This window comes from Cupriavidus sp. 86D6 (genome assembly GCF_057815095.1).
In genome coordinates this window covers 1-17,510 of sequence record NZ_JBYPSB010000005.1, presented here as the reverse complement: position 1 = coordinate 17,510, position 17,510 = coordinate 1, and the positions used below count along the sequence as shown (strand labels likewise).

Below are 17,510 nucleotides of genomic sequence, written 5' to 3'. Positions count from 1 at the left end.
GTCAGCCAGCCTGGCACACGGACTGGGATGCCGGCGTATCCGGTACAAGACGCCCTACCCCCTCTACCATGCGGTACGTGTACAGCCCTGGAGAGGGGGAAAAGACAGGTCAAGGCGCGAACGCCCCTAGAACCTGGGCCGCGTGCGGCGTGTAGAAGCTGGAGCCGACCCACGGGGCTGTGGCGACGTTGTACAACGCAGCGCCTTGCGTGTAGTTGCCGCCGTCGCGCCAGTCGCCCGAGCCCTCGTATTTGGCAATCGCCGGGTACGGATACACGGGGCGCGACGCGGTCACCGTGCTCGTCGTCGCATCGGTCTGGTAAGTCATCACGTCGTTAGGCGCCGTGCCATGCTCCGCCCAGGCGGTCACGCGCGACACCAGGTTGATATTGGGATTTCCCTCGCCACCGCCGCAGTGGCTCACGCCAGGAACCAGGTACATGCGCGCAAATCCGTCAACGGTGGAGGCCCCCATCGTGTCCTGCATCGCCTCGTAGTAGGCGATGGTGAACAGCGGCCGTCGGCGGCTATGGGTCGGACAGAGACGGTTGAGCTCGACAGCGCCTGGCCGGTTGAATCCACAGCCATCAGCGGACATTGCCAGGCTCGGGCAGCGACAACCAACCCTACCCGAAAACAAAGGGTCTTTCGTTTGACCGCACTATTCGTTGCGGGATGTGTATTGCATAGCGCGGATCATTCACCCCGGCGTGGCGCATTCTCCACTGTCCCCGAAAGAGCGATCAGGACGTTTAATTGAGCGCGCAGAAAAGCTAACTTCACCAGACCGGACTGCGCTGGCAAACTCGCAGGGTGCGGGCAAACACGTGAGGTATCGATGAGCACCGTCCTCATTGCGGAGAGCGAGAGCCTATCCCGGCATGCCCTACGTCAGTTGCTCGAAGCCGAAGGCCATACGATTGTCGCCGAGGCGACTGATGGACTTCAGACGGTCCGCCTGGCCATCGACACCTCGCCAGACCTTCTCGTAGTGGCTCTGCGGCTCGATGGCCTGAGTGGGTTGGAAGTCGTCAAACGCCTGCGCGCCCGGAAATGTCCCGCAAAAATCCTCGTCGTCTCCTCTCAGGACGATAACCACTCCATTGGCTTATGCATTGCCGCCGGAGCGAACGGGTTCGTCAGCAAACTGGATGATATTGCCGACTTCAAGCTCGCCGTTGACGCGGTCAAACGGGGACGCATGTACTTTCCCGTTACAGGCGAGGAGCAAGCAGGCGCGCATCATGACGAAGCCAGTCAACTGGCCAGTCTTTCTGACCGTGAGCGATCGGTGCTCATGTATCTGGCACGTGGCTACCGCCTCACCAAGATCGCTCAACTTCTCGTGGTTAGCGAGAGCACGGTGAGTACGTACAAGACCCGCTTGCTTCGGAAGCTGAATGCCGCCTCTGTGGTCGAACTCGCCGACATCGCCCGACGGAACCATTTGACTGGGGACGCTGAGGGGGATGGAAACACGCGCCCAAAGCCGAGTTGGATGATGGATGAATCCTCCGTGGTCAGCAACCTGCTTGATGCCATCCCTTCCGCAGTGAGCATCCGGGACACCCGTGGCAGCATTCTCTTCGCCAACGCTTATATGCGTGAACAGTTGGGATCGCTGTTTGACCAGATGGCTCAACGAGGGTCGGAATCCCTTGAGCGCGTGCTAGGTATGTCCGAGCATCAGGCGACCGAGCTTGAAAACGCCTTCGAGCAGTCCTCGAAAACTGGCAAGCCCTTCACCAAGGAATACGCGCTTATGCTGAATGGTCACCCACGTAGCGCCGTCATATGGAGCACCCCTCTTCTTGATGACCAGGGCCAAGTACTGGCAATGGTGAGCGGTAGTCAGGACATCACCAGCATCGATCTCACTATCGCCGAGCTACGGCAGTCGCGTGAGGAGCTCGGCAGACTCGCCAGGCTGAGACGCCTGTTGCTGGAGGATCTTGAGCGCGACTTGACCGAACCCTTGCGCGACGCCCTTAACTGCATCGCAAGCGCAAGATCAGCGCGCGCAGAGGGTGCCGCGCTGGAACAATACCTCGCCAATACTGAGTCTGCCTTGCGAAACCTTGAACGCCGACTCGCCAGCATGCAGGTGTTAGTTGAGGACGCAGCGGAATCCGCGCGGCCACTACGCGATCGCTGCAACCTCAATGCCCTGTTCGGTGCCGCAACTGCGCCGGTCGTAGCCGCGGCCAACCGCGATGCGCGACCCATTACCCTTCAATTCGTCGGGCCTGAGGACCTTTGTATCTGGGCAGACCCAGTGAGAATTCGTCACGTGATCTTTGCGGAAATCGACATCGCGTATCGCGCCTCTGCTCACGGACCGATTACCGTCCGCCTGGTTGCCGACAGGACAACTCGTGGCTTGGCTGAGGTAAGCCTCGACATTCTCGCGCCCACCACGCACACCCTTCTTGAGATGTTCGCGCCAGAGCTGGCCCGCCTCAATGACATCCTTGGCGCGTGGAACGGCTCTCTTCAGTACGACAATGACGCCCGACACACCCATGTCTCTTCCATTGCACTTCTCCAAGCTGCGGAATCCTGACTACCTCAGTCCGAAAGCGGGCCAAGCCCCGCTGTAGCGGAAACGCGACGAGAGCTTCGCCCTTCCTTTATATGTCATGAGCACCCTCCAATCCAATACTTCATTGCGTGATTAGCGCGATCTGCGCACATCAAATGAAGCATTGGTCAGGAGGGCATCATGAACACGATCTTCCGCTCGATATGGAATGCGACCACACGAACGTGGGTGGCTGCGGCCGAAAACACCAAGGGACGCCGGAAGGGCGCGGCCCTTATCGCTGTTGCGCTCGCGCTTGCCACAGCAATTCACCCGGCAATTGGTAGCAGCGCGTCGCCGACCGCAACGCTCGACGGCCCCGCAATTGCCGGTCAGGTATTCAGCGCGCCGTCTGCAACAGACCCGTCTGCGCCCGATACTCCCGACAAGGAAACGCTTCCGGATAAGGACGCAGGTGTTTCCCCCGCGCCAGCGTCATCAACCAGTGAAAGCGGTGAATCGCCTGATTCCATGACGCCGGTATTTGAGACGTTTGGCCAGCCGCTCCTGCTTGCAGCCAACACCGGCGTAAAGCTTGGCCAGGATGCGGAGGCGCACGGTGATGACGCGGTAGCAGTCGGCAAGTCCGCGACCGCAGATAGTGCGCGCGCCTCAGCAATTGGCGGGTACTCACGAGCGGCCGAAAGCGCCTCGGCATTCGGCCATAGCGCCGCAGCCAACGGCACCAGCTCGACAGCACTTGGTACCGGCTCACAGGCGAACGCAGACAACTCCGTCGCGCTTGGCTCAGGATCCGTCGCCAATCGCGCCAACACCGTGTCCGTGGGCTCGGCGGGAAGTGAACGCGTTATCTCGAACGTCAAGGACGGCGTACTGGCGACCGATGCCTCGACAGTCGGACAGGTCACCCGCGCTGCCGACTCGTTCGCTGAGGCTCTCGGCGGCGGCGCCAGGTACGACCCTGACACCGGTGCGCTGATCATGCCTTCGTACAACTTGACCGACGGCACTTTCAACAATGTCGGCGACGCGCTCACCAGTATTGATCGGCGCACCTACATCAACCATCAAGCCATCACAGACCTGAGCACAAGTATTGTGAACGGGACCGTCGGCCTGGTGCAGCAAGATCCTGCAACCGGCGTAATTACGGTCGGTGGGCAAACTGGCGGCTCACTCGTCGACATGAGCAACGCCCGGGACGAGTCGCGTCAGGTGCAAGGTGTCGCTGCCGGTGCCATTACCTCTGACAGCACGTTTGCCGTCAATGGCGGCCAAATCCACGCGGTCGGATCCTCGATATCATCGGCGCTTGGCGGCGGATCTCAGGTGCTCTTCGACGGTACGGTGTCCGTCCCGGTCTACTCGGTCGGCGGACAACAGGTGCATGGTGTCCAAGGCGCAGTGGATGCGTTGGATTCTCGTGTCACAAACGTGGAAGGACAGGTCACCACCGTCACCCAGCAGATCAACAACGGCGAAATCGGGCTCGTCCGCCAGAGCGCCGACGGCACCGTCACGGTTGCCGCAGAAAAGGCCGGCACCACCGTGGATGTGTCCGGCACCGATGGAACTCGGGCTGTCACCGGCGTGAGCGACGGCACGATCGCCGCTGGCAGCACTGACGCTGTCACGGGCAATCAACACTATGAGACCAACACTCGTGTAAGTGGGCTGGAGCAAAGCGTTGGCCAACAGATCGGGCAGCTAGCGGCCGGTAATGCCTATTTCAAAGCGGACGGTGCCAATGACACGTCAGACCGCGCATCGGCAGCAGCGGGCTCGAAGGGTGTCGCAGCCGGTGCAAACGCTACCGCACAAGGTACGAACAGCGTGGCCATCGGCGCTGGCTCTGCGGCACAGGCCGGCAACAGCGTCGCCCTCGGCGCTAACTCTGTTGCCGACCGTGCGAACACAGTTTCTGTGGGCTCGGCGGGCAATGAACGAGTCATCGCCAACGTAGCCGATGGCGTGCAGCCGACTGATGCCGTGAATCGTCGCCAACTCGATTACTCATACGGCCAACTCGGCAGCCGTATCGATCAGGTGACGGGGATGATTGGCGACGTCGCGTCGAAGGCATACAGCGGTATCGCTAGCGCCTCCGCCCTGTCGATGCTTCCTGATGTCGACCCTGGCAAGACCATTTCGATCGGCGTGGCCGGCGCCTCGTACCAAGGGTATGGCGCTGGCGCGATCGGTATCTCGGCCCGGATCAATCAGAACATCAAGTTGCGGGCTGGCGCAGGCGTTTCGTCCGGTGGCACAACAGTGGGCGGTGGTATTGCGTACCAATGGTGATGAAGCATTTTGCTGGAGCAGTGCGTCACGGCCTGACACTCAGGAACTTCCTGGCCGACCAGTCGACGCACTGAGGAATCATGACTACAAACGAGTTTCCGTCCTCGGCGCATACGGCGCTCGGGGTAACAATTGCCGCGGCTGTAGAGCAAGTATCCAAGGAACCCGGCTTTGACGGTGCGCAATGGCTCCAGGCGGCACAGGAGATGTTCGACCACGGCAATCGATGTGCGAATCTTATGGCAATCCTTGCGCAAGAGTACGCCGAACGTGTTCCAAACCTGGAATTCAATGCGAATCTGCTGGCCTTTGGTGCGTACTTTCATGACGTAGGAAAGCTGCGTGTTCCGGCCCATCTGCTGCTGGCACCGCGCGGCCTGGCCGCAGGCGAGTATCGGATTGTGCAAGCGCACGTGCAACATGGGCGGCGCATCGTCGAAGCCGCCTTGTCACTACTCCCAGAGAGCAGCCAGACTCTGGCGTGCCTCCATCAGATGGCGGCTTGCCATCACGAGCATTGGGACGGCAGCGGTTACCCGAATGCGCTCGCGGGGGACTCAATCCCCATCCCGGCCCGTCTGATGGCGATCGTAGACGCATACGACGCCATTCGATCCCGGCGCCCTTACAAGCCGGCCATGGCGCATGAGGAGGCCTGCGCCGCTATTCGAGAGGGATCAGGTACTACCTTCGACCCTGAGATGACGAAGCTCTTCGTGGCGCTTGCCGGCAACTTCGTAGGCTACATGTGACAGTTTAGCCACTGTATTGCGAAGAGTTGAGCATCTAAATTGCGGTGCGGGACAGGTGCGTCTGTGCAACATAGTGAGTCACGGATTGAGTGTCAAATCCGCTCTCCCGCTACCATGGGTCGTTGTGTGACAGCCCCATGCCGTATTTATCCCTCCATGAGCATACGGTGCCTAGCCTAGATGGCTCATTGCGACTCTCCTGATCGTCGACATCGAAGTGTGTCAAAACGGCCATCGTTTTGGTCTGTGTGGGCAACAGCAATCGCTGGCTCAAATCTGTTGGGCACTCCAGGACGATAGCGTCGACAGCGTTGGCTCGCGATAGGCCAACATTGGCAAACTGGTGCATGCCCGTCGGCACTGGCTTTTACACCAGAAGGCTCGGCTAGGAAGGGCAGAGATCGGCCAGAAACGGTCGTTCGACTTACCTGCGCAAATCATCGACAATCGGGTGAAGAACTTTCATTGCGACGGAAAACGAGCGAATGGAACCTTGCAGGATCCAATATACGGTCGATAACCTTTCCCATTGGGCAGGCATGGGCGACTACGTGTTGATTCCGCCTGATCGCAGCTATGAGATCACACTGCGATATGAAGGCGAACCTCCGCACGGAGACTCATTTCACGTTGTTGAGATCGCCGGACGCCGGTTTCCCGGCTATGCATGGGGCAGCATGTTCGCAATGTCCGAATGCTCGAACTTCATTGCCTTCAGTTGGATGGAAAAGAAATTCGAAAGGCAGACGACAGTCATCGACGTGAGGCATTCCAGATACTTCGTTTTGCCGCGATACATCTACCATCCCCGCATCGATTGGCCCTCAATTTCAGATGTGATGCACGAACAAGAAGGGTGCGCGTTCGACGGCTCGGAGACTTGGACAGAATTTTGACGATGCAAAGCATGATCACCGGTTCAAGCGCCCGGTCGGGAGGCGGCCAAGCGAACCTCGCAACTGTCCGCTAACGAGAAAACTGAAGGTCTCTTGAGGGTCGCGAGCCACCGATTGCGCGCGGCCGGCCTGTGCATTGGGGCCGACGACCGGGTTCGGCCAGACTCGGACATTGCTATATCTCTCACGAGCGTCCGTAGTGCACCTACGAACTGACGCTACCCGAACAGCAAATGGCTCTGCTAAAGCGGTTCGATTTGGAGGGAGCCAACAAGCAGGTCCGACCTTTATCCGCGCGAAATTAGGTGAACGTCCTCTTCAACTTCGTCTTCATAGTGGATCAAGCCGTAGAGGGGAAAATCAATCATCACGCCCTTCTTGAGATACCCCCATTGGGCCTCCGGATGCTCCAGGGTAAATATGCCGGATCCAATATCACATACAACGACGCCTCCCTTGTCGTCGCCCATGCCAACGATGTCGCCAACCCGAACATCTTATTCATCGAAATACTTCATCGAATTCCCCTTAATATCAGTCCACGAATTGCTCAATAAGCATCGCACCTACAGGCAATTCGGCAGGTCTGACCGCCCCTATCGGTTTCCAAAAACACTTACACGGACGTGGAGTGCCTCTAGGAGCCTGACGAGCCTGAGTTGGCGCCACTCGACGCACCAGCTCCATAATTCTGTACTGCATCACAGGCCGGCTCCGCCTACCGCCATCAAGACGGTGGAGACCCGGCGCTTACACTAAACCTACCTTGGTTCGAAAGGAGATGCTGCGTTACGCAATCTCGACGTACACCTGGTCGGCAAAGGCGGCAAGCCCCATAGAGTCACATTGACCCCCTTGGCGCTTGCGGCGCGGGAACTCAATTTGTTGGAGCGCGGGCTTCGTGCCATCCACGCTCGGTGGAATCCCGCTACGCCCTATATTCGGTAGCCTGGACGGCGGCGAAACCGGTATCACGCGACTGCGCCTATGGGAAGTCATGCGCTCCGACTCTTCAGGCTCGCAGCGGACATCATTGAAGGCGTTCGTCCTGGGTTGACGGAGAAGCTCCGACGGGCAACACCACACTGGATGCGGCACACCGACGCGACCCACGCGCTGGCGAAGGGCGTTGGACTGAGCGCCGTGCGCGACAACCTGCGCCACGCCTCAATATCGACCACGTCCATCTACTTGCTGCCACCATCGCCCTGGGAATTCACAGACGGCATCATGCCTCTCGCGAAGCTCGCAGGTATCCCTTCTCTTGTATTTCTGTACTGGTAGCGCCGAACGTGGTGAGCACTCGCTCGGAGGAACGTCCGAGAAAGCTACACGTCCTGCATGTGCCGCCAAATGGGCAAACGTGGGACACTTTTGAACTAACTTGTAAGTGACCTGTGACGCAGAGCCACGGCCACCTACAATTCGAGGATATGCAGCCCCGTGGCATCTAGACTCTGACTGCCGGCTTTGTGGGCCGGCAGTAGTTCAATGTCTTTCTCTCCGCCGGGTTCCAGGCTGTGCGATCACGACTCATACGGTTCCCCTGAGCCATGGAGTTTGAACGCTTACGCCAGCGGCAAATCTCTGCCACGCTGTACCCGTTCCAGCAGCCGTCTTCGACAAGCCGTGAGACGGTCGGATCCGATAGAACGACCGAATCATGCGACCTCGTCACTGAGAATCGGCGCACCCACCATAAAGGACTTACGATGCCCAGCCGTGCCACTTTTTTCAATTATCAACGCGTAACATCTGTGCCACTGGTGCGACACGGCCTAGGCCGCCTGTCGTTTAAGAAGCCTGCAGGAAATGGATTGACCCTCATCCGTCTTGCGGCAACTTACCTTCACAGTGCTGTGACTACGCTCTTCGACTCGCATAGCGCCGTCAATGTGGACTGGCCTGAGCTTCAGTCGCCATCCATTCCAATGGCCAATCAATTTCGGCGATCAAAGGGAAGGCGGCGTGCCGGATTTCCGCGCCTTCAACGGGTGCCTGCCTGATGCAACCATCGTTAGTCTTTCTGCGGACTAAAAAATTTAGTCGGTCCCACGCGGTGCAAGAGAGCCGTTCACTTAACCGTTGTTTGCACTCGGGACAATAGAAATAAAAAACCCCGTCATTGCTGACGGGGTTTCTTCATCAAGCTAGGAAACCTGATTAGACTGGCTCGATCTTCGTTGCTGCGGGACCCTTCTGGCCCTTGCCTGCTACGAAACGAACCTTCTGTCCTTCCTGGAGGCTCTTGAAACCACCGCCCTGAATTTCAGAAAAATGCGCGAAGAGATCTTCGCCCCCTGCATCGGGGGAAATAAAGCCGAAGCCTTTCGAATCGTTGAACCACTTTACAGTACCGGTTTCCATGTGAGGACTCCTTAGAGATTCTCGCCAACGAAGGATGCTGACGAGGCACGACGATCAAGGAAGATACATGGAGAGAAAGTGGCCCTAACGGGGTGCAACTGACGCTGCGAGACTAGCTTGAAGATCCTGCCAGGTCGGTTATACAGGTGCAGTCGTACGCGGTCAATCAAAAGCTTCAGGGGTATCTCTCGTTCCGGCTGCCCCTCGGTGCTTGCAGTGGGGCGCTAGTCTCGATCATGCCGTCGTCCAAAGCTCGACATGCTCTCACATCGGAAGGCATCGATCGCCGCCGCAGCGGATTTCGATCAAAGGTGTTAGGATGCGACCGTTGTCGACAGAATTCGATAGCCGCGCGCCGAAGCGACATCATGACTAGAAGAGCGTTATCGGCCACTCCGGGGTACACCGGATTCTGTGGGTAGCCTCTTGCCCTAACCTATCCGACGGCGGCAGAGCCGCACCGGAGCCAGCGTATGTACAGAAAGCGTTGACTTGCGGAAGTACGTTCTCGATTGCGTCTTTGCCCCTCTTTGCTTCCGCGAAAACGAAGCTTCGGCGGCGCCATCCGTTTTTTTCACTACAAGCACCACGGCACCAGTGGCGGTCAACATGACTCGACACTTTTGGTACACGTTCGCCGTGCTGCATAACTGAGAACAATTTGAGTCACGAATACACCCCCTTCACCGTTTCCGTCTTCCCAATTCAGCAAGAACCCGGTCTCTGGTTCGAGAACTACATGATCTCCGAGTATCGAGACGGCGCTGAACGCGTCGTCGCAAACGTTTCGATGCGCCATACCACCTATGGCTCGGAGTCAAAGGCCAAGCAGGCGGCTCGCTACGCCGGCAACCGCGCGGTCGCGCATTTGCAACCGCAATCTTATGGGCTGCGCCGCGCGTACCTCTCTACACCACTCGCGTGAAAAAACGTAGCATTTATCGAGGCGTACATGGCTAAAGAAGAACTGGTGGAGTTTGGTGGCAGGGTCTCGGAAGTGCTTCCGGACAACCGCTTTCGCGTCATACTGGAAAACGGCTTCACGGTCTGGGCCTACTCCTCAGGCCGGCTAAAAAAGAACCGCATACGCGTACTCGCGGGAGATCGTGTCACACGCCATATGACCTGACAAAGGGTCGCATCAACTATCGCCACAAGTCTTATTTAATAAGACAGACATAAGATGCCTATCGACGACGAGTGGGAAGAGACGCATCTCACACCCGCCAGTTGGACTACGGGCAGCTACCGCCACGCCATGGCCTGCAGTCGACGTGCCATTACCTGATGTTGTCGTCATGACCGTGCGACGAGCTGTCACTGCAATGTACGGACGTCCTTCGCGAGTTGTAGAGGAACGCAATCCGCTAGCCTCTGCTGATAAAGCATGGCGATCCGGATTTCGGAATCTAACCGCACGCACGGTGGTCACTTGCTACCGGCACCGATTTCCAATGCGACTAGGCATCGCGCGCGGGCATGTAACGCCTGAGTGTACATATTGAGTGTGAGGAGCGCTGCCAACGAGTAGCCCGCACAGTTATGCCAACCCATACACTATATCGATAGCGAGTCTTCCGTAATGAAGCGCCGCTTGTGATGCTGCGGCTTCCGTGAAATAGTCGTCTTCATCCGCAGCACAGTCACAATACATCCGTTCGTCGACTACCGAGTTGTAACGGATCGCCATCATATACTGCCATTTCGGACCAGGGACGTTGCTGCTTGCCGCTGCCGTAGAGACCTCAAACACCGCAGTGTGCACGAACATCCCACGGTATGCGTCGCACGTCTTATTTACTCTTGCTTTCAAGTAGATTTCTCCCGGCTACAAGAATCGAAGTCGAGTGGCTGAATCTGCTCCACCAGAATAGCCGCACAACCCCGCCGTCTCCTCTGCTAATTTGTCGATCAAGTATTAATGAGATCACGAACAAAAAACTCGCAGAAAGCAACAATGAGATTGAGATAGCCCTGGATCGCGTTGGAGGGAGACCCGGGGCTGCCGCACGTGAGCGAGCGGCCGACACTGGGTTTCTATGAGACAACGACAGTCTGCATTGTAGCTATCGTATGCACTTCGGAGAACGTTCGACGAGGTCAGATACCGGCAAGCGATGCGTCAGGTACGAGGCCCGCGATGATGTCTTCGCCTCGGCGCACTGAAGCGCGCTTGGCGGCCCCCATTTCTGTCCAGTTCTCGTCGGGCACACGGAACACTCTGCTAACGAGGTCAGTCGGCTTCTCCCCCTCTCGACAAATCACTACGGAAGCGCCGTAGGCGCGATCGGGTCGACGTTGATGCCACACGCGACGGTGCTGCATGTTGTAGACCAAGGGGTAAATGTCGAAGCCCCTACTGCTTGCCGCCGGATTGTCGTCCACTTCCTACTCCCACGAGTTAGCTTCCCACTCTACGCTTGTTGGACACTAAATAGTCAGTTATTTCCAATGCCCGGTCCACATCCGACGCGGCGGCTCGCTTTGGGGCATCCAGGGCATGCTGCATATGCAGCGTGTTCCAAGCCATCATGGCATCGGTCAGCAGCGTCAACGAGGACGAGACCGCTGCCAGCGAGGCATCGTGTCGAGCCAACTCCAAGGGAATCTTTCCATAATGGATGATGGCCCGCTGCACGGTGTGCACAGCCTCACCGCCATTCATGGCATGCTGCTTTGTGAAGCAGCGGCCCAACGACGAGAGGAAACGATCGATGGAACACAGCAAGGAGTACTCGCAGGCATTCCGCGAGGTGGTGGAGGCCATGGACGGTGTCCGGGAGGAGTTGCGCCGTATGCGGAACGGCGTGGTGGACGATGCGTGTGTGGCGGCGGTGGAACGCGCGCTCCACGCGCGTGAGCGTCTGCGACGTCAGGTTCACACACGTCTGGTCTTTGAGGCCAGTTCGCCGCATTGACATGGAGAGGGGGTTGGCTCCTTCTCATCGAACAGAGCTATGGCCTGGCCTGCGGGACTACCTCCTCTTGACGAAGGTGGATATTCCGTCGATTGCGTCCCGCGCCGATGACAAGGCCAGCGCTATAGCAGCATGCGGCCCGCTGGCGAAATGCTGGACCATGGAGGGAAGCAGTCGGCGGGAGCCCAGGCCTGTACTGACTGGTGTTATGGTTACGGTCGCGAGAAAGCGAGGTTGAACCAGGTGACCGCCGGGGACTGCACCGGGTGCGTGACCCACCTTCGCCGATACCCTGAATCCCTTGTAGATTGCGTTGTTCTGATACATGTCTGTTCCTTTGATGACCAAGCATACGTAGATATTCCGGGATGTGTCTGATTTGCTTCTTGCGACAAGATAGCAACGTCATTGCGAGCGTTTGCCTCTCCGTAGACAAGCGCCGCATCGAAAGTAGTGGGTGCCGCCCATGAGATCGCAGGATTGCACGCTAAAAAATCGTCTTGATGGGTCCTGCATTAGGACGAGTCATCGAGTACGTACTACATAGCTAAACGCTCCGGCCAAGTGAGTGAAACCAAATGCGCGCCCCTGGTCATTCATCCGGCCCAAGAATAAGGTCCACGGCGGCCCGCCCCGCTAGTTCCGCCACGAGGTAAGCCCAACGCCTAGAGTACGGCCCGCCAAAGACTTTGATTCTCTTGCCAATCGCTGCAACACCCGGTGGCCTCATTGGCCCCTCAACTTGGAACCAGACGTCGAACATGTCCTTGGACGCCAGACTGAGATCGACATGGATATCGAACCCCCGGTACTCTGCGACGCGATCCATCACAGAACTCCCCTACAAGGGTGGCAACGAACGTAGAAACCACTTTGGGGTTGGAAGAAGTGTCTCTCCCACCGATCTTCGACTCTATCGGTCCTGGAGAAGAATTGGCTTGTTTCGGCGCCGGATTGAGCGAAGGAAAATCGTCGCGGGGCGTCGAGCATGAATTTTTCCAGGAATCCCCGCGAGTGACTTCAGGAAGTCATCGGTCCTAAGACGAATCGAGGGGGAAAGTCCCGAAAAACGAGTGATAGACGAGCCAGAAAGGGGAGCAGCGCGAAGCGATACCGCTACCAGTATAGGGAGGTGACGCGTATTGTCCTACTCACCTTACAAATTGGCCCCTGCCCCACAGATTACAGCGCCGCTTACGTGGCACGCGACCACCACCTCTCGCGGTACACTGAATTCAATTGGTAGAGCCCCTTACCACCATCCCACGTCGACACAAGGTGCGAAATGAACCGCCTTCGGTACTCCGTGAATCTGTCCTATGAGGTCCTGGACGCCACGGCAGACTTTCTCTTGATCGTCGAAGCCGCAAAGACTGCAAGACAGTCCATCGTCTCCGAGCATCTGGCACTCACGCCAACGGTTGATGCCGCTCACCACACGGATTCACTCTGTAACCGCCTGCTCAGGATACACGCGTGCAAGGGCCCATTGGCCGTCCGCTATGAGGCTGTCGTGGACATCGACCACCGTTTTGAGGACGTTACGTCGTTGACAGAGGTGCCGGTCGCCCGACTTCCTGTCGATGTACTTTCGTACCTGGCGCCTAGCCGGTATTGCGAGTCCGACCGCACGATGGAGTTCGCCATGCGGGAGTTTGGCGGCATGCGCCCCGGTTATTCGCGCGTGTATGCGATTCGGGAGTGGGTGCGCAACCATGTGCGCTTTCTTTCGCGATCCACTAATGAGCGGACCTCAGCAATCGATACGCTCGTGGAGCGCACCGGCGTATGCAGGGACTTTTCCCACCTGATGATCGCAGTTTGCCGTGCACTGAGTATTCCCGCCCGTATGTCCAGCAGCGTGGACTATGGCGCTGATCCTGCATTGGGCGCGCCAGACTTTCACGCAGTGGTCGAAGTGTTCCTGTCAGGTGGATGGTACCTGCTCGATCCTTCGGGGGTGTCCATTCCCGCTGGCCTGCTGCGCATTGGCACCGGCCGGGATGCTGCGGACATTCCGTTTGCCGCCATATTCGGCAAGGTCGAGTCGATGCGGCCCTTTATCGAAATCCAGCCAATATCCGACCCGGCTGCCGGGATCGACTTGCCGCTCGCAACAACGAGCGCCATCTCCACCTGGTAACCGGCATTAGCGCCCTCCGCCTTTCATCCCCTCGATTTCCATGGCGGCATTCCAATCCTCGTATGCTGCAATCGGCTCCATGGCGTCGCCAACGAACGATGCCGCACGTTCCGCGGCAGCCGCTGGCCCCAGAAGAACATCTTCCGTGCCGCCGTCCTCGGTCGTCGGAGGCACCAGCATGTCTTCGAGCATCCCGCGTAGTTCCGGGGTATCCCATGGCTTGCCAAGCCTCGTTTTTCTGTTCTGATAATGGCGAACCTCCGAGTCCTGCTCGGCGGTAAGTGGTAGGCCTCGAAATGTAGGGCCTGTGTCAGGATGGATCATGGTGTGCCTCCCGCATCGGTCGGCTTCGTTGAGTTAAGAGGCATCGCCCTGCGCCTTGCCGGGCAATTTCCTCGGCTTACGACTTCCTCTTGGCAAGACCGTCGCTCCGAACCCGCGACTGAACCGTGCTAAGTGGGGTTGCCGGGATGGAAGGTTTCTTCGGTTGCTTGGGCTTTTTTGCTTCACGGTTACCGCGTAGTTGGCTTTTTGCCATGGGAACTCCTATTGCATTGCTTGCCGGCTGGGCAACCCCAGCATACGCGCTTAATCTTCGGCATAGGGAATTAATCCGTCCTATCCATGACTTCGTATGGCACCAGCGGTGAGAGTCCCGGTCGCTGGCATTGCGACTGAGCTATTCCGCCTCGCACCCGAACGCCTCAGCGCGGACGCGCTGGCGTTCGCCGAACTTCCGCGCTCGGCTTTTGCTGTCGCTCGACATCCAGTTTCTGCAATCGGCACTATTGCGTTCATCAGCCATTCATGGCTTCGACCGGCTTGCGGAGCGTAGGACAGCGTCGGACATCAGCTTTGAGTTGCAGCGCGCACGATGTCATGAAAGGGAGCGATCTGCGCTGCTACAAGTGTGTCGGTGGGCGTGCCTCCTAAGGACATTTGCTATCGGGAGCCTTCATCATGGACACGCTCAACATACGAAGAGTAGAGCAGTATCGGGGTCTAATACTGCATATGGCGGTGTTTCAGATTGATGTCGATGATGAGCTGCCCGGGCACCATAGTTGGGGGTACTGCGTGGCAGTCGGAGAGCCGGCGAATTCAGAGAGTCCGTCTTTATGTGGGCCGTACTATCACTCATCTCCATACCCGTCCTCCGCGGAGGCCGATACAGCTCGCATGCAGCGAGGACACCTTGCCGTTGACCTGCTACTTGGCACTATCTGAGCCTCTCATGTCGCAGGCGACGGAGTTCTCCATAGCCCAGGCGTAGACACCGCAGGGTTCGCATGGCCAGCTTGACGTCGCCGCCATCGCTGAGCATCGCCCGGACTCTGCCAATCTGGGCACAGACGCGCTCCCGCGCCCGCCACACTTCATCATCCAGCTCACTAGTGCTCCGCCCATATCTCGCTCGGTATCTTGCCTCGTACATGATCCGTGCCAATCCGTGCCTATCCCATCGCCACCTTACGGAAAGTCCGGCTGTCGGGCGCTGTCCACAATGCTTAGCTTATAGACATCGCACCCTGTATAGGGCCTGCCGGCCGGTGACCTCGGCGGCGGGACCGCTACGCCGTCAGAGCTTGCGATGCAAATGGGCGATGAGATCCTCCATCCCACGCCTATTACTAAGTTTCGCTCAGATAATGTGAACCCAACGGCAGAGAAGCGAACGTCCGTTCCTGGAATGCGCTCGGTCATTCAGCGGCCCAGGTACCGTAGGCCGCTATGGGTCGTTCAGAGACCGCCGGCCATGCCGACGGAGAACCGGCAGGGCGAGGTCGGCCATAAGGGGACATTGCTATCGCAGTCTGCCAGCGGCTCTTGCCAAGACGTTACCCGACATATACGTTGGTCAACACAAAGACTACGTCGCAGCGACGTGGCGGTGAGTTTTAGTATCGAGTTCGTCGCCTCCTCCGAGTCAAACGGCCCTCTTTCAGCGATCGAAGGTCGGCAAGAAGCATTTCCAAGACTCGCGCGCCAAAGGTGCCGGTGCCGTTGGCGACGGTCTTCACTGACCGGGGCGCCCATCGCCTTGCGCTGTATCAACGGCGAACTCGCATCCAGACAAAAGATTTCGAGCAGAAAAATCGGAAACCGCTTCTGGGGGAAAGCAGCTCTTACTAGGCGAAGACAAATCTCAACCGCGGCCTGCGCTCAGTTCGAATGCCATGGCAAGGAGCTGGCGTTCTATGTTGAGAAGGCCCGCACTTTCCGTTCCGGCACTAACAATGGACAGAGTTAGCTGTACAGACTCTGTGCTGAATCAAGTCGAAGGTAGGTCCAATGTTTAAGGTTTGTAAAGGGGTCAGGCTGTGCCCCAAAGGGAGAAAGGAGGTAACCTATGTTGGCAACCATACTTTCGCTGGTGTTTGTCGCATCTGTCTTTGCTACAGCGATTTCGCTCGATTCGCATGAGCAGAATGGAAACGATGCGCCGAGACTGACCGATGAGCGAGGCTATGTCGCTTCCGCGACGTGCCAACAGAACTTGGATCCCATTGAGTTTGCTCGTTTCACATGTGGCCCAGTGCCGCTCGAACATCCCGTCATGGTCGATCCACTAGTCAAGCGTCAAAAGAGTGGCGAAGGCTGCGATGCATTCTTCAACGACAAGCGGATGGAAGTCGGGAGCCGCGACGTGGCCGTATCGACGGCCGCCGATACGGGCGTCATCGGTTGTGAGGCAACAGCCACCCCACGCGAGAGATACAGCGTTCCGCCCCCTGACGGGGCATCGTCGCAATGAATGCCAAACCAGAAATCGCGTCCCCGGAGGTGCTTCGCCCAAATCGATGCGCCGCAGTTCGGGCGCCGCATCGCCCGATGCTCAAAGCAATACCAGCGGGATCTCATGCCTGCTTTGGCTCAATTTTCTCGAGTGCGTGATACAGCTCGTCTTCCTGCGCGCAATGCAGGCGGACGACCGCCTCAAGAGCGTACAAGGAACGCTGTATATGCCGCACGGCCTCGCTGCTCGGACCATCTGGCGGCACTGCGGCGATGGCGTTGTCCAGTCCCGATGTCAGTCGAAATATCTCGCGGTGCATGCCACTCATCGCTGCCATCGGGTCCTCACCGCCGAGCAACTGCGCGACATCCGGGTAGAGGCAAAGATCGTCCTTGCGTTCGTGCGGCACCAGCACCTCGCTCAGAGACCGGTTCAGCTCGCGCAATTCGGAGCGTGCCGTCTCGCCGCTCAAAGTCGGTAAGGTGTCGGCCAACACGCGAATCCTGTCCATGATTGGCTCCAGCAACGCATGCTCCGCCCTCAGATGGCCCACAACTTCGGGGGCCAATGTCGCTTTTCGCTCCTGGCGCGCGGGTACTGCGGCGCGTAGGGCCATCAGGATGGCCAACACATCGATCGCCTCCTGAAGAATCGCGCCTTCCAGCGGCGGCAACACACCAAGGCCCGCCGCGACCATCGCGCCCACGGAAAGCACCATGCCCAATATTGCGCTCTGCTTGGCGAGCCGCAGCGTGCGGCGTGCGATCCGCACCCCGTCAGCCAGATGATCCGTAACGGCCCGGCGAGCACCGTCTTCTGCAATTGAGGCGGTGTAGGCAAGATCTGGTGTCTTC

The 17,510-nt window shown here is 58.3% G+C and carries 15 protein-coding genes and 3 pseudogenes; 10 read left to right on the top strand and 8 right to left on the bottom strand.

Translation table 11 applies throughout. The features are described 5' to 3' along the window. Positions 1–109: 109 nt before the first annotated feature. Entirely contained in the window at positions 110–598 is a 489-nt protein-coding gene (locus AC3G88_RS13435) for a tannase/feruloyl esterase family alpha/beta hydrolase (RefSeq protein ID WP_488772258.1), read from the bottom strand. A gap of 240 nt (positions 599–838) precedes the next feature. On the opposite strand from AC3G88_RS13435, the gene AC3G88_RS13430 reads away from it, so the two are divergent. The 4 genes from AC3G88_RS13430 to AC3G88_RS13415 all read left to right on the top strand — a co-directional run bounded on the left by AC3G88_RS13430 (position 839) and on the right by AC3G88_RS13415 (position 6,491). Continuing rightward, positions 839–2,563, top strand: coding sequence for a response regulator (locus AC3G88_RS13430; RefSeq protein ID WP_488772259.1), 1,725 nt, complete (start codon positions 839–841; stop codon positions 2,561–2,563). Between the two features lie 159 nt (positions 2,564–2,722). Beyond that, positions 2,723–4,843 (top strand): YadA-like family protein, encoded by a 2,121-nt coding sequence (locus AC3G88_RS13425; protein WP_488772261.1) that lies wholly within the window; start codon positions 2,723–2,725, stop codon positions 4,841–4,843. Between the two features lie 80 nt (positions 4,844–4,923). Further along, the gene (locus AC3G88_RS13420; protein ID WP_488772262.1) at positions 4,924–5,595 is read left to right on the top strand and encodes an HD-GYP domain-containing protein; all 672 of its coding nucleotides are present in this window, start codon (positions 4,924–4,926) and stop codon (positions 5,593–5,595) included. Positions 5,596–6,134: 539 nt separating this feature from the next. Then, positions 6,135–6,491 (top strand): hypothetical protein, encoded by a 357-nt coding sequence (locus AC3G88_RS13415; RefSeq protein ID WP_488893437.1) that lies wholly within the window; start codon positions 6,135–6,137, stop codon positions 6,489–6,491. Between the two features lie 287 nt (positions 6,492–6,778). Here the strand turns inward: AC3G88_RS13415 and AC3G88_RS13410 are convergent, their stop codons facing one another. Further along, complete coding sequence (locus tag AC3G88_RS13410) at positions 6,779–6,961, bottom strand: hypothetical protein (RefSeq protein WP_488893436.1); 183 nt, start codon at positions 6,959–6,961, stop codon at positions 6,779–6,781. A 334-nt stretch (positions 6,962–7,295) separates the two neighbouring features. Between AC3G88_RS13410 and AC3G88_RS13405 the strand changes: the two are divergent. Beyond that, positions 7,296–7,775: pseudogene (locus tag AC3G88_RS13405) on the top strand (tyrosine-type recombinase/integrase); the annotation flags it as partial. An 879-nt stretch (positions 7,776–8,654) separates the two neighbouring features. Here the strand turns inward: AC3G88_RS13405 and AC3G88_RS13400 are convergent. After that, positions 8,655–8,858, bottom strand: coding sequence for a cold-shock protein (locus tag AC3G88_RS13400; protein WP_027693588.1), 204 nt, complete (start codon positions 8,856–8,858; stop codon positions 8,655–8,657). A gap of 661 nt (positions 8,859–9,519) precedes the next feature. Between AC3G88_RS13400 and AC3G88_RS13395 the strand changes: the two genes are divergently transcribed. Beyond that, entirely contained in the window at positions 9,520–9,783 is a 264-nt protein-coding gene (locus AC3G88_RS13395; RefSeq protein WP_488893435.1) for an isochorismatase, read from the top strand. A gap of 27 nt (positions 9,784–9,810) precedes the next feature. Beyond that, a pseudogene (gene infA / locus AC3G88_RS13390) lies at positions 9,811–10,040 on the top strand (translation initiation factor IF-1). Positions 10,041–10,958: 918 nt separating this feature from the next. Here the strand turns inward: infA and AC3G88_RS13385 are convergent. Next, complete coding sequence (locus AC3G88_RS13385) at positions 10,959–11,243, bottom strand: hypothetical protein (protein ID WP_488893434.1); 285 nt, start codon at positions 11,241–11,243, stop codon at positions 10,959–10,961. Positions 11,244–11,316: 73 nt separating this feature from the next. Continuing rightward, positions 11,317–11,532 (bottom strand): annotated as a pseudogene (locus tag AC3G88_RS13380) (Tn3 family transposase); the annotation flags it as partial. A 40-nt stretch (positions 11,533–11,572) separates the two neighbouring features. Between AC3G88_RS13380 and AC3G88_RS13375 the strand changes: the two are divergent. Beyond that, the gene (locus AC3G88_RS13375; protein ID WP_488893473.1) at positions 11,573–11,776 is read left to right on the top strand and encodes a hypothetical protein; all 204 of its coding nucleotides are present in this window, start codon (positions 11,573–11,575) and stop codon (positions 11,774–11,776) included. A 592-nt stretch (positions 11,777–12,368) separates the two neighbouring features. Here the strand turns inward: AC3G88_RS13375 and AC3G88_RS13370 are convergent. Next, complete coding sequence (locus tag AC3G88_RS13370; protein ID WP_029051576.1) at positions 12,369–12,605, bottom strand: hypothetical protein; 237 nt, start codon at positions 12,603–12,605, stop codon at positions 12,369–12,371. 456 nt (positions 12,606–13,061) lie between these two features. Here AC3G88_RS13370 and AC3G88_RS13365 point away from each other — a divergent pair, with 456 nt between their 5' ends. Then, positions 13,062–13,919 carry a transglutaminase-like domain-containing protein gene (locus AC3G88_RS13365; protein ID WP_488893433.1) on the top strand — a complete coding sequence of 286 codons (858 nt, stop codon included), beginning with the start codon at positions 13,062–13,064 and terminating at the stop codon, positions 13,917–13,919. Positions 13,920–13,925: 6 nt separating this feature from the next. Here AC3G88_RS13365 and AC3G88_RS13360 read toward each other — a convergent pair whose 3' ends face one another. Continuing rightward, positions 13,926–14,243, bottom strand: a complete 318-nt coding sequence (locus AC3G88_RS13360; RefSeq protein ID WP_029051574.1) for a hypothetical protein — start codon at positions 14,241–14,243, stop codon at positions 13,926–13,928. Between the two features lie 2,026 nt (positions 14,244–16,269). On the opposite strand from AC3G88_RS13360, the gene AC3G88_RS13355 reads away from it, so the two are divergent. Further along, complete coding sequence (locus AC3G88_RS13355) at positions 16,270–16,674, top strand: hypothetical protein (RefSeq protein WP_488893432.1); 405 nt, start codon at positions 16,270–16,272, stop codon at positions 16,672–16,674. 103 nt (positions 16,675–16,777) lie between these two features. Here the strand turns inward: AC3G88_RS13355 and AC3G88_RS13350 are convergent. Next, positions 16,778–17,510: hemerythrin domain-containing protein (locus AC3G88_RS13350; RefSeq protein ID WP_488893431.1), on the bottom strand; the 733-nt coding region annotated here is incomplete at its 5' end.

Coding starts and splice junctions, on each gene's coding strand:
- AC3G88_RS13410 (WP_488893436.1), bottom strand. CDS start 6,961: ATGGGCGACGACAAGGGAGGCGTCGTTGTATGTGATATTGGATCCGGC.
- AC3G88_RS13430 (WP_488772259.1), top strand. CDS start 839: ATGAGCACCGTCCTCATTGCGGAGAGCGAGAGCCTATCCCGGCATGCC.
- AC3G88_RS13360 (WP_029051574.1), bottom strand. CDS start 14,243: ATGATCCATCCTGACACAGGCCCTACATTTCGAGGCCTACCACTTACC.
- AC3G88_RS13435 (WP_488772258.1), bottom strand. CDS start 598: ATGTCCGCTGATGGCTGTGGATTCAACCGGCCAGGCGCTGTCGAGCTC.
- AC3G88_RS13400 (WP_027693588.1), bottom strand. CDS start 8,858: ATGGAAACCGGTACTGTAAAGTGGTTCAACGATTCGAAAGGCTTCGGC.
- AC3G88_RS13375 (WP_488893473.1), top strand. CDS start 11,573: ATGGAACACAGCAAGGAGTACTCGCAGGCATTCCGCGAGGTGGTGGAG.
- AC3G88_RS13365 (WP_488893433.1), top strand. CDS start 13,062: ATGAACCGCCTTCGGTACTCCGTGAATCTGTCCTATGAGGTCCTGGAC.
- AC3G88_RS13425 (WP_488772261.1), top strand. CDS start 2,723: ATGAACACGATCTTCCGCTCGATATGGAATGCGACCACACGAACGTGG.
- AC3G88_RS13370 (WP_029051576.1), bottom strand. CDS start 12,605: ATGGATCGCGTCGCAGAGTACCGGGGGTTCGATATCCATGTCGATCTC.
- AC3G88_RS13415 (WP_488893437.1), top strand. CDS start 6,135: ATGGGCGACTACGTGTTGATTCCGCCTGATCGCAGCTATGAGATCACA.
- AC3G88_RS13420 (WP_488772262.1), top strand. CDS start 4,924: ATGACTACAAACGAGTTTCCGTCCTCGGCGCATACGGCGCTCGGGGTA.
- AC3G88_RS13355 (WP_488893432.1), top strand. CDS start 16,270: ATGTTGGCAACCATACTTTCGCTGGTGTTTGTCGCATCTGTCTTTGCT.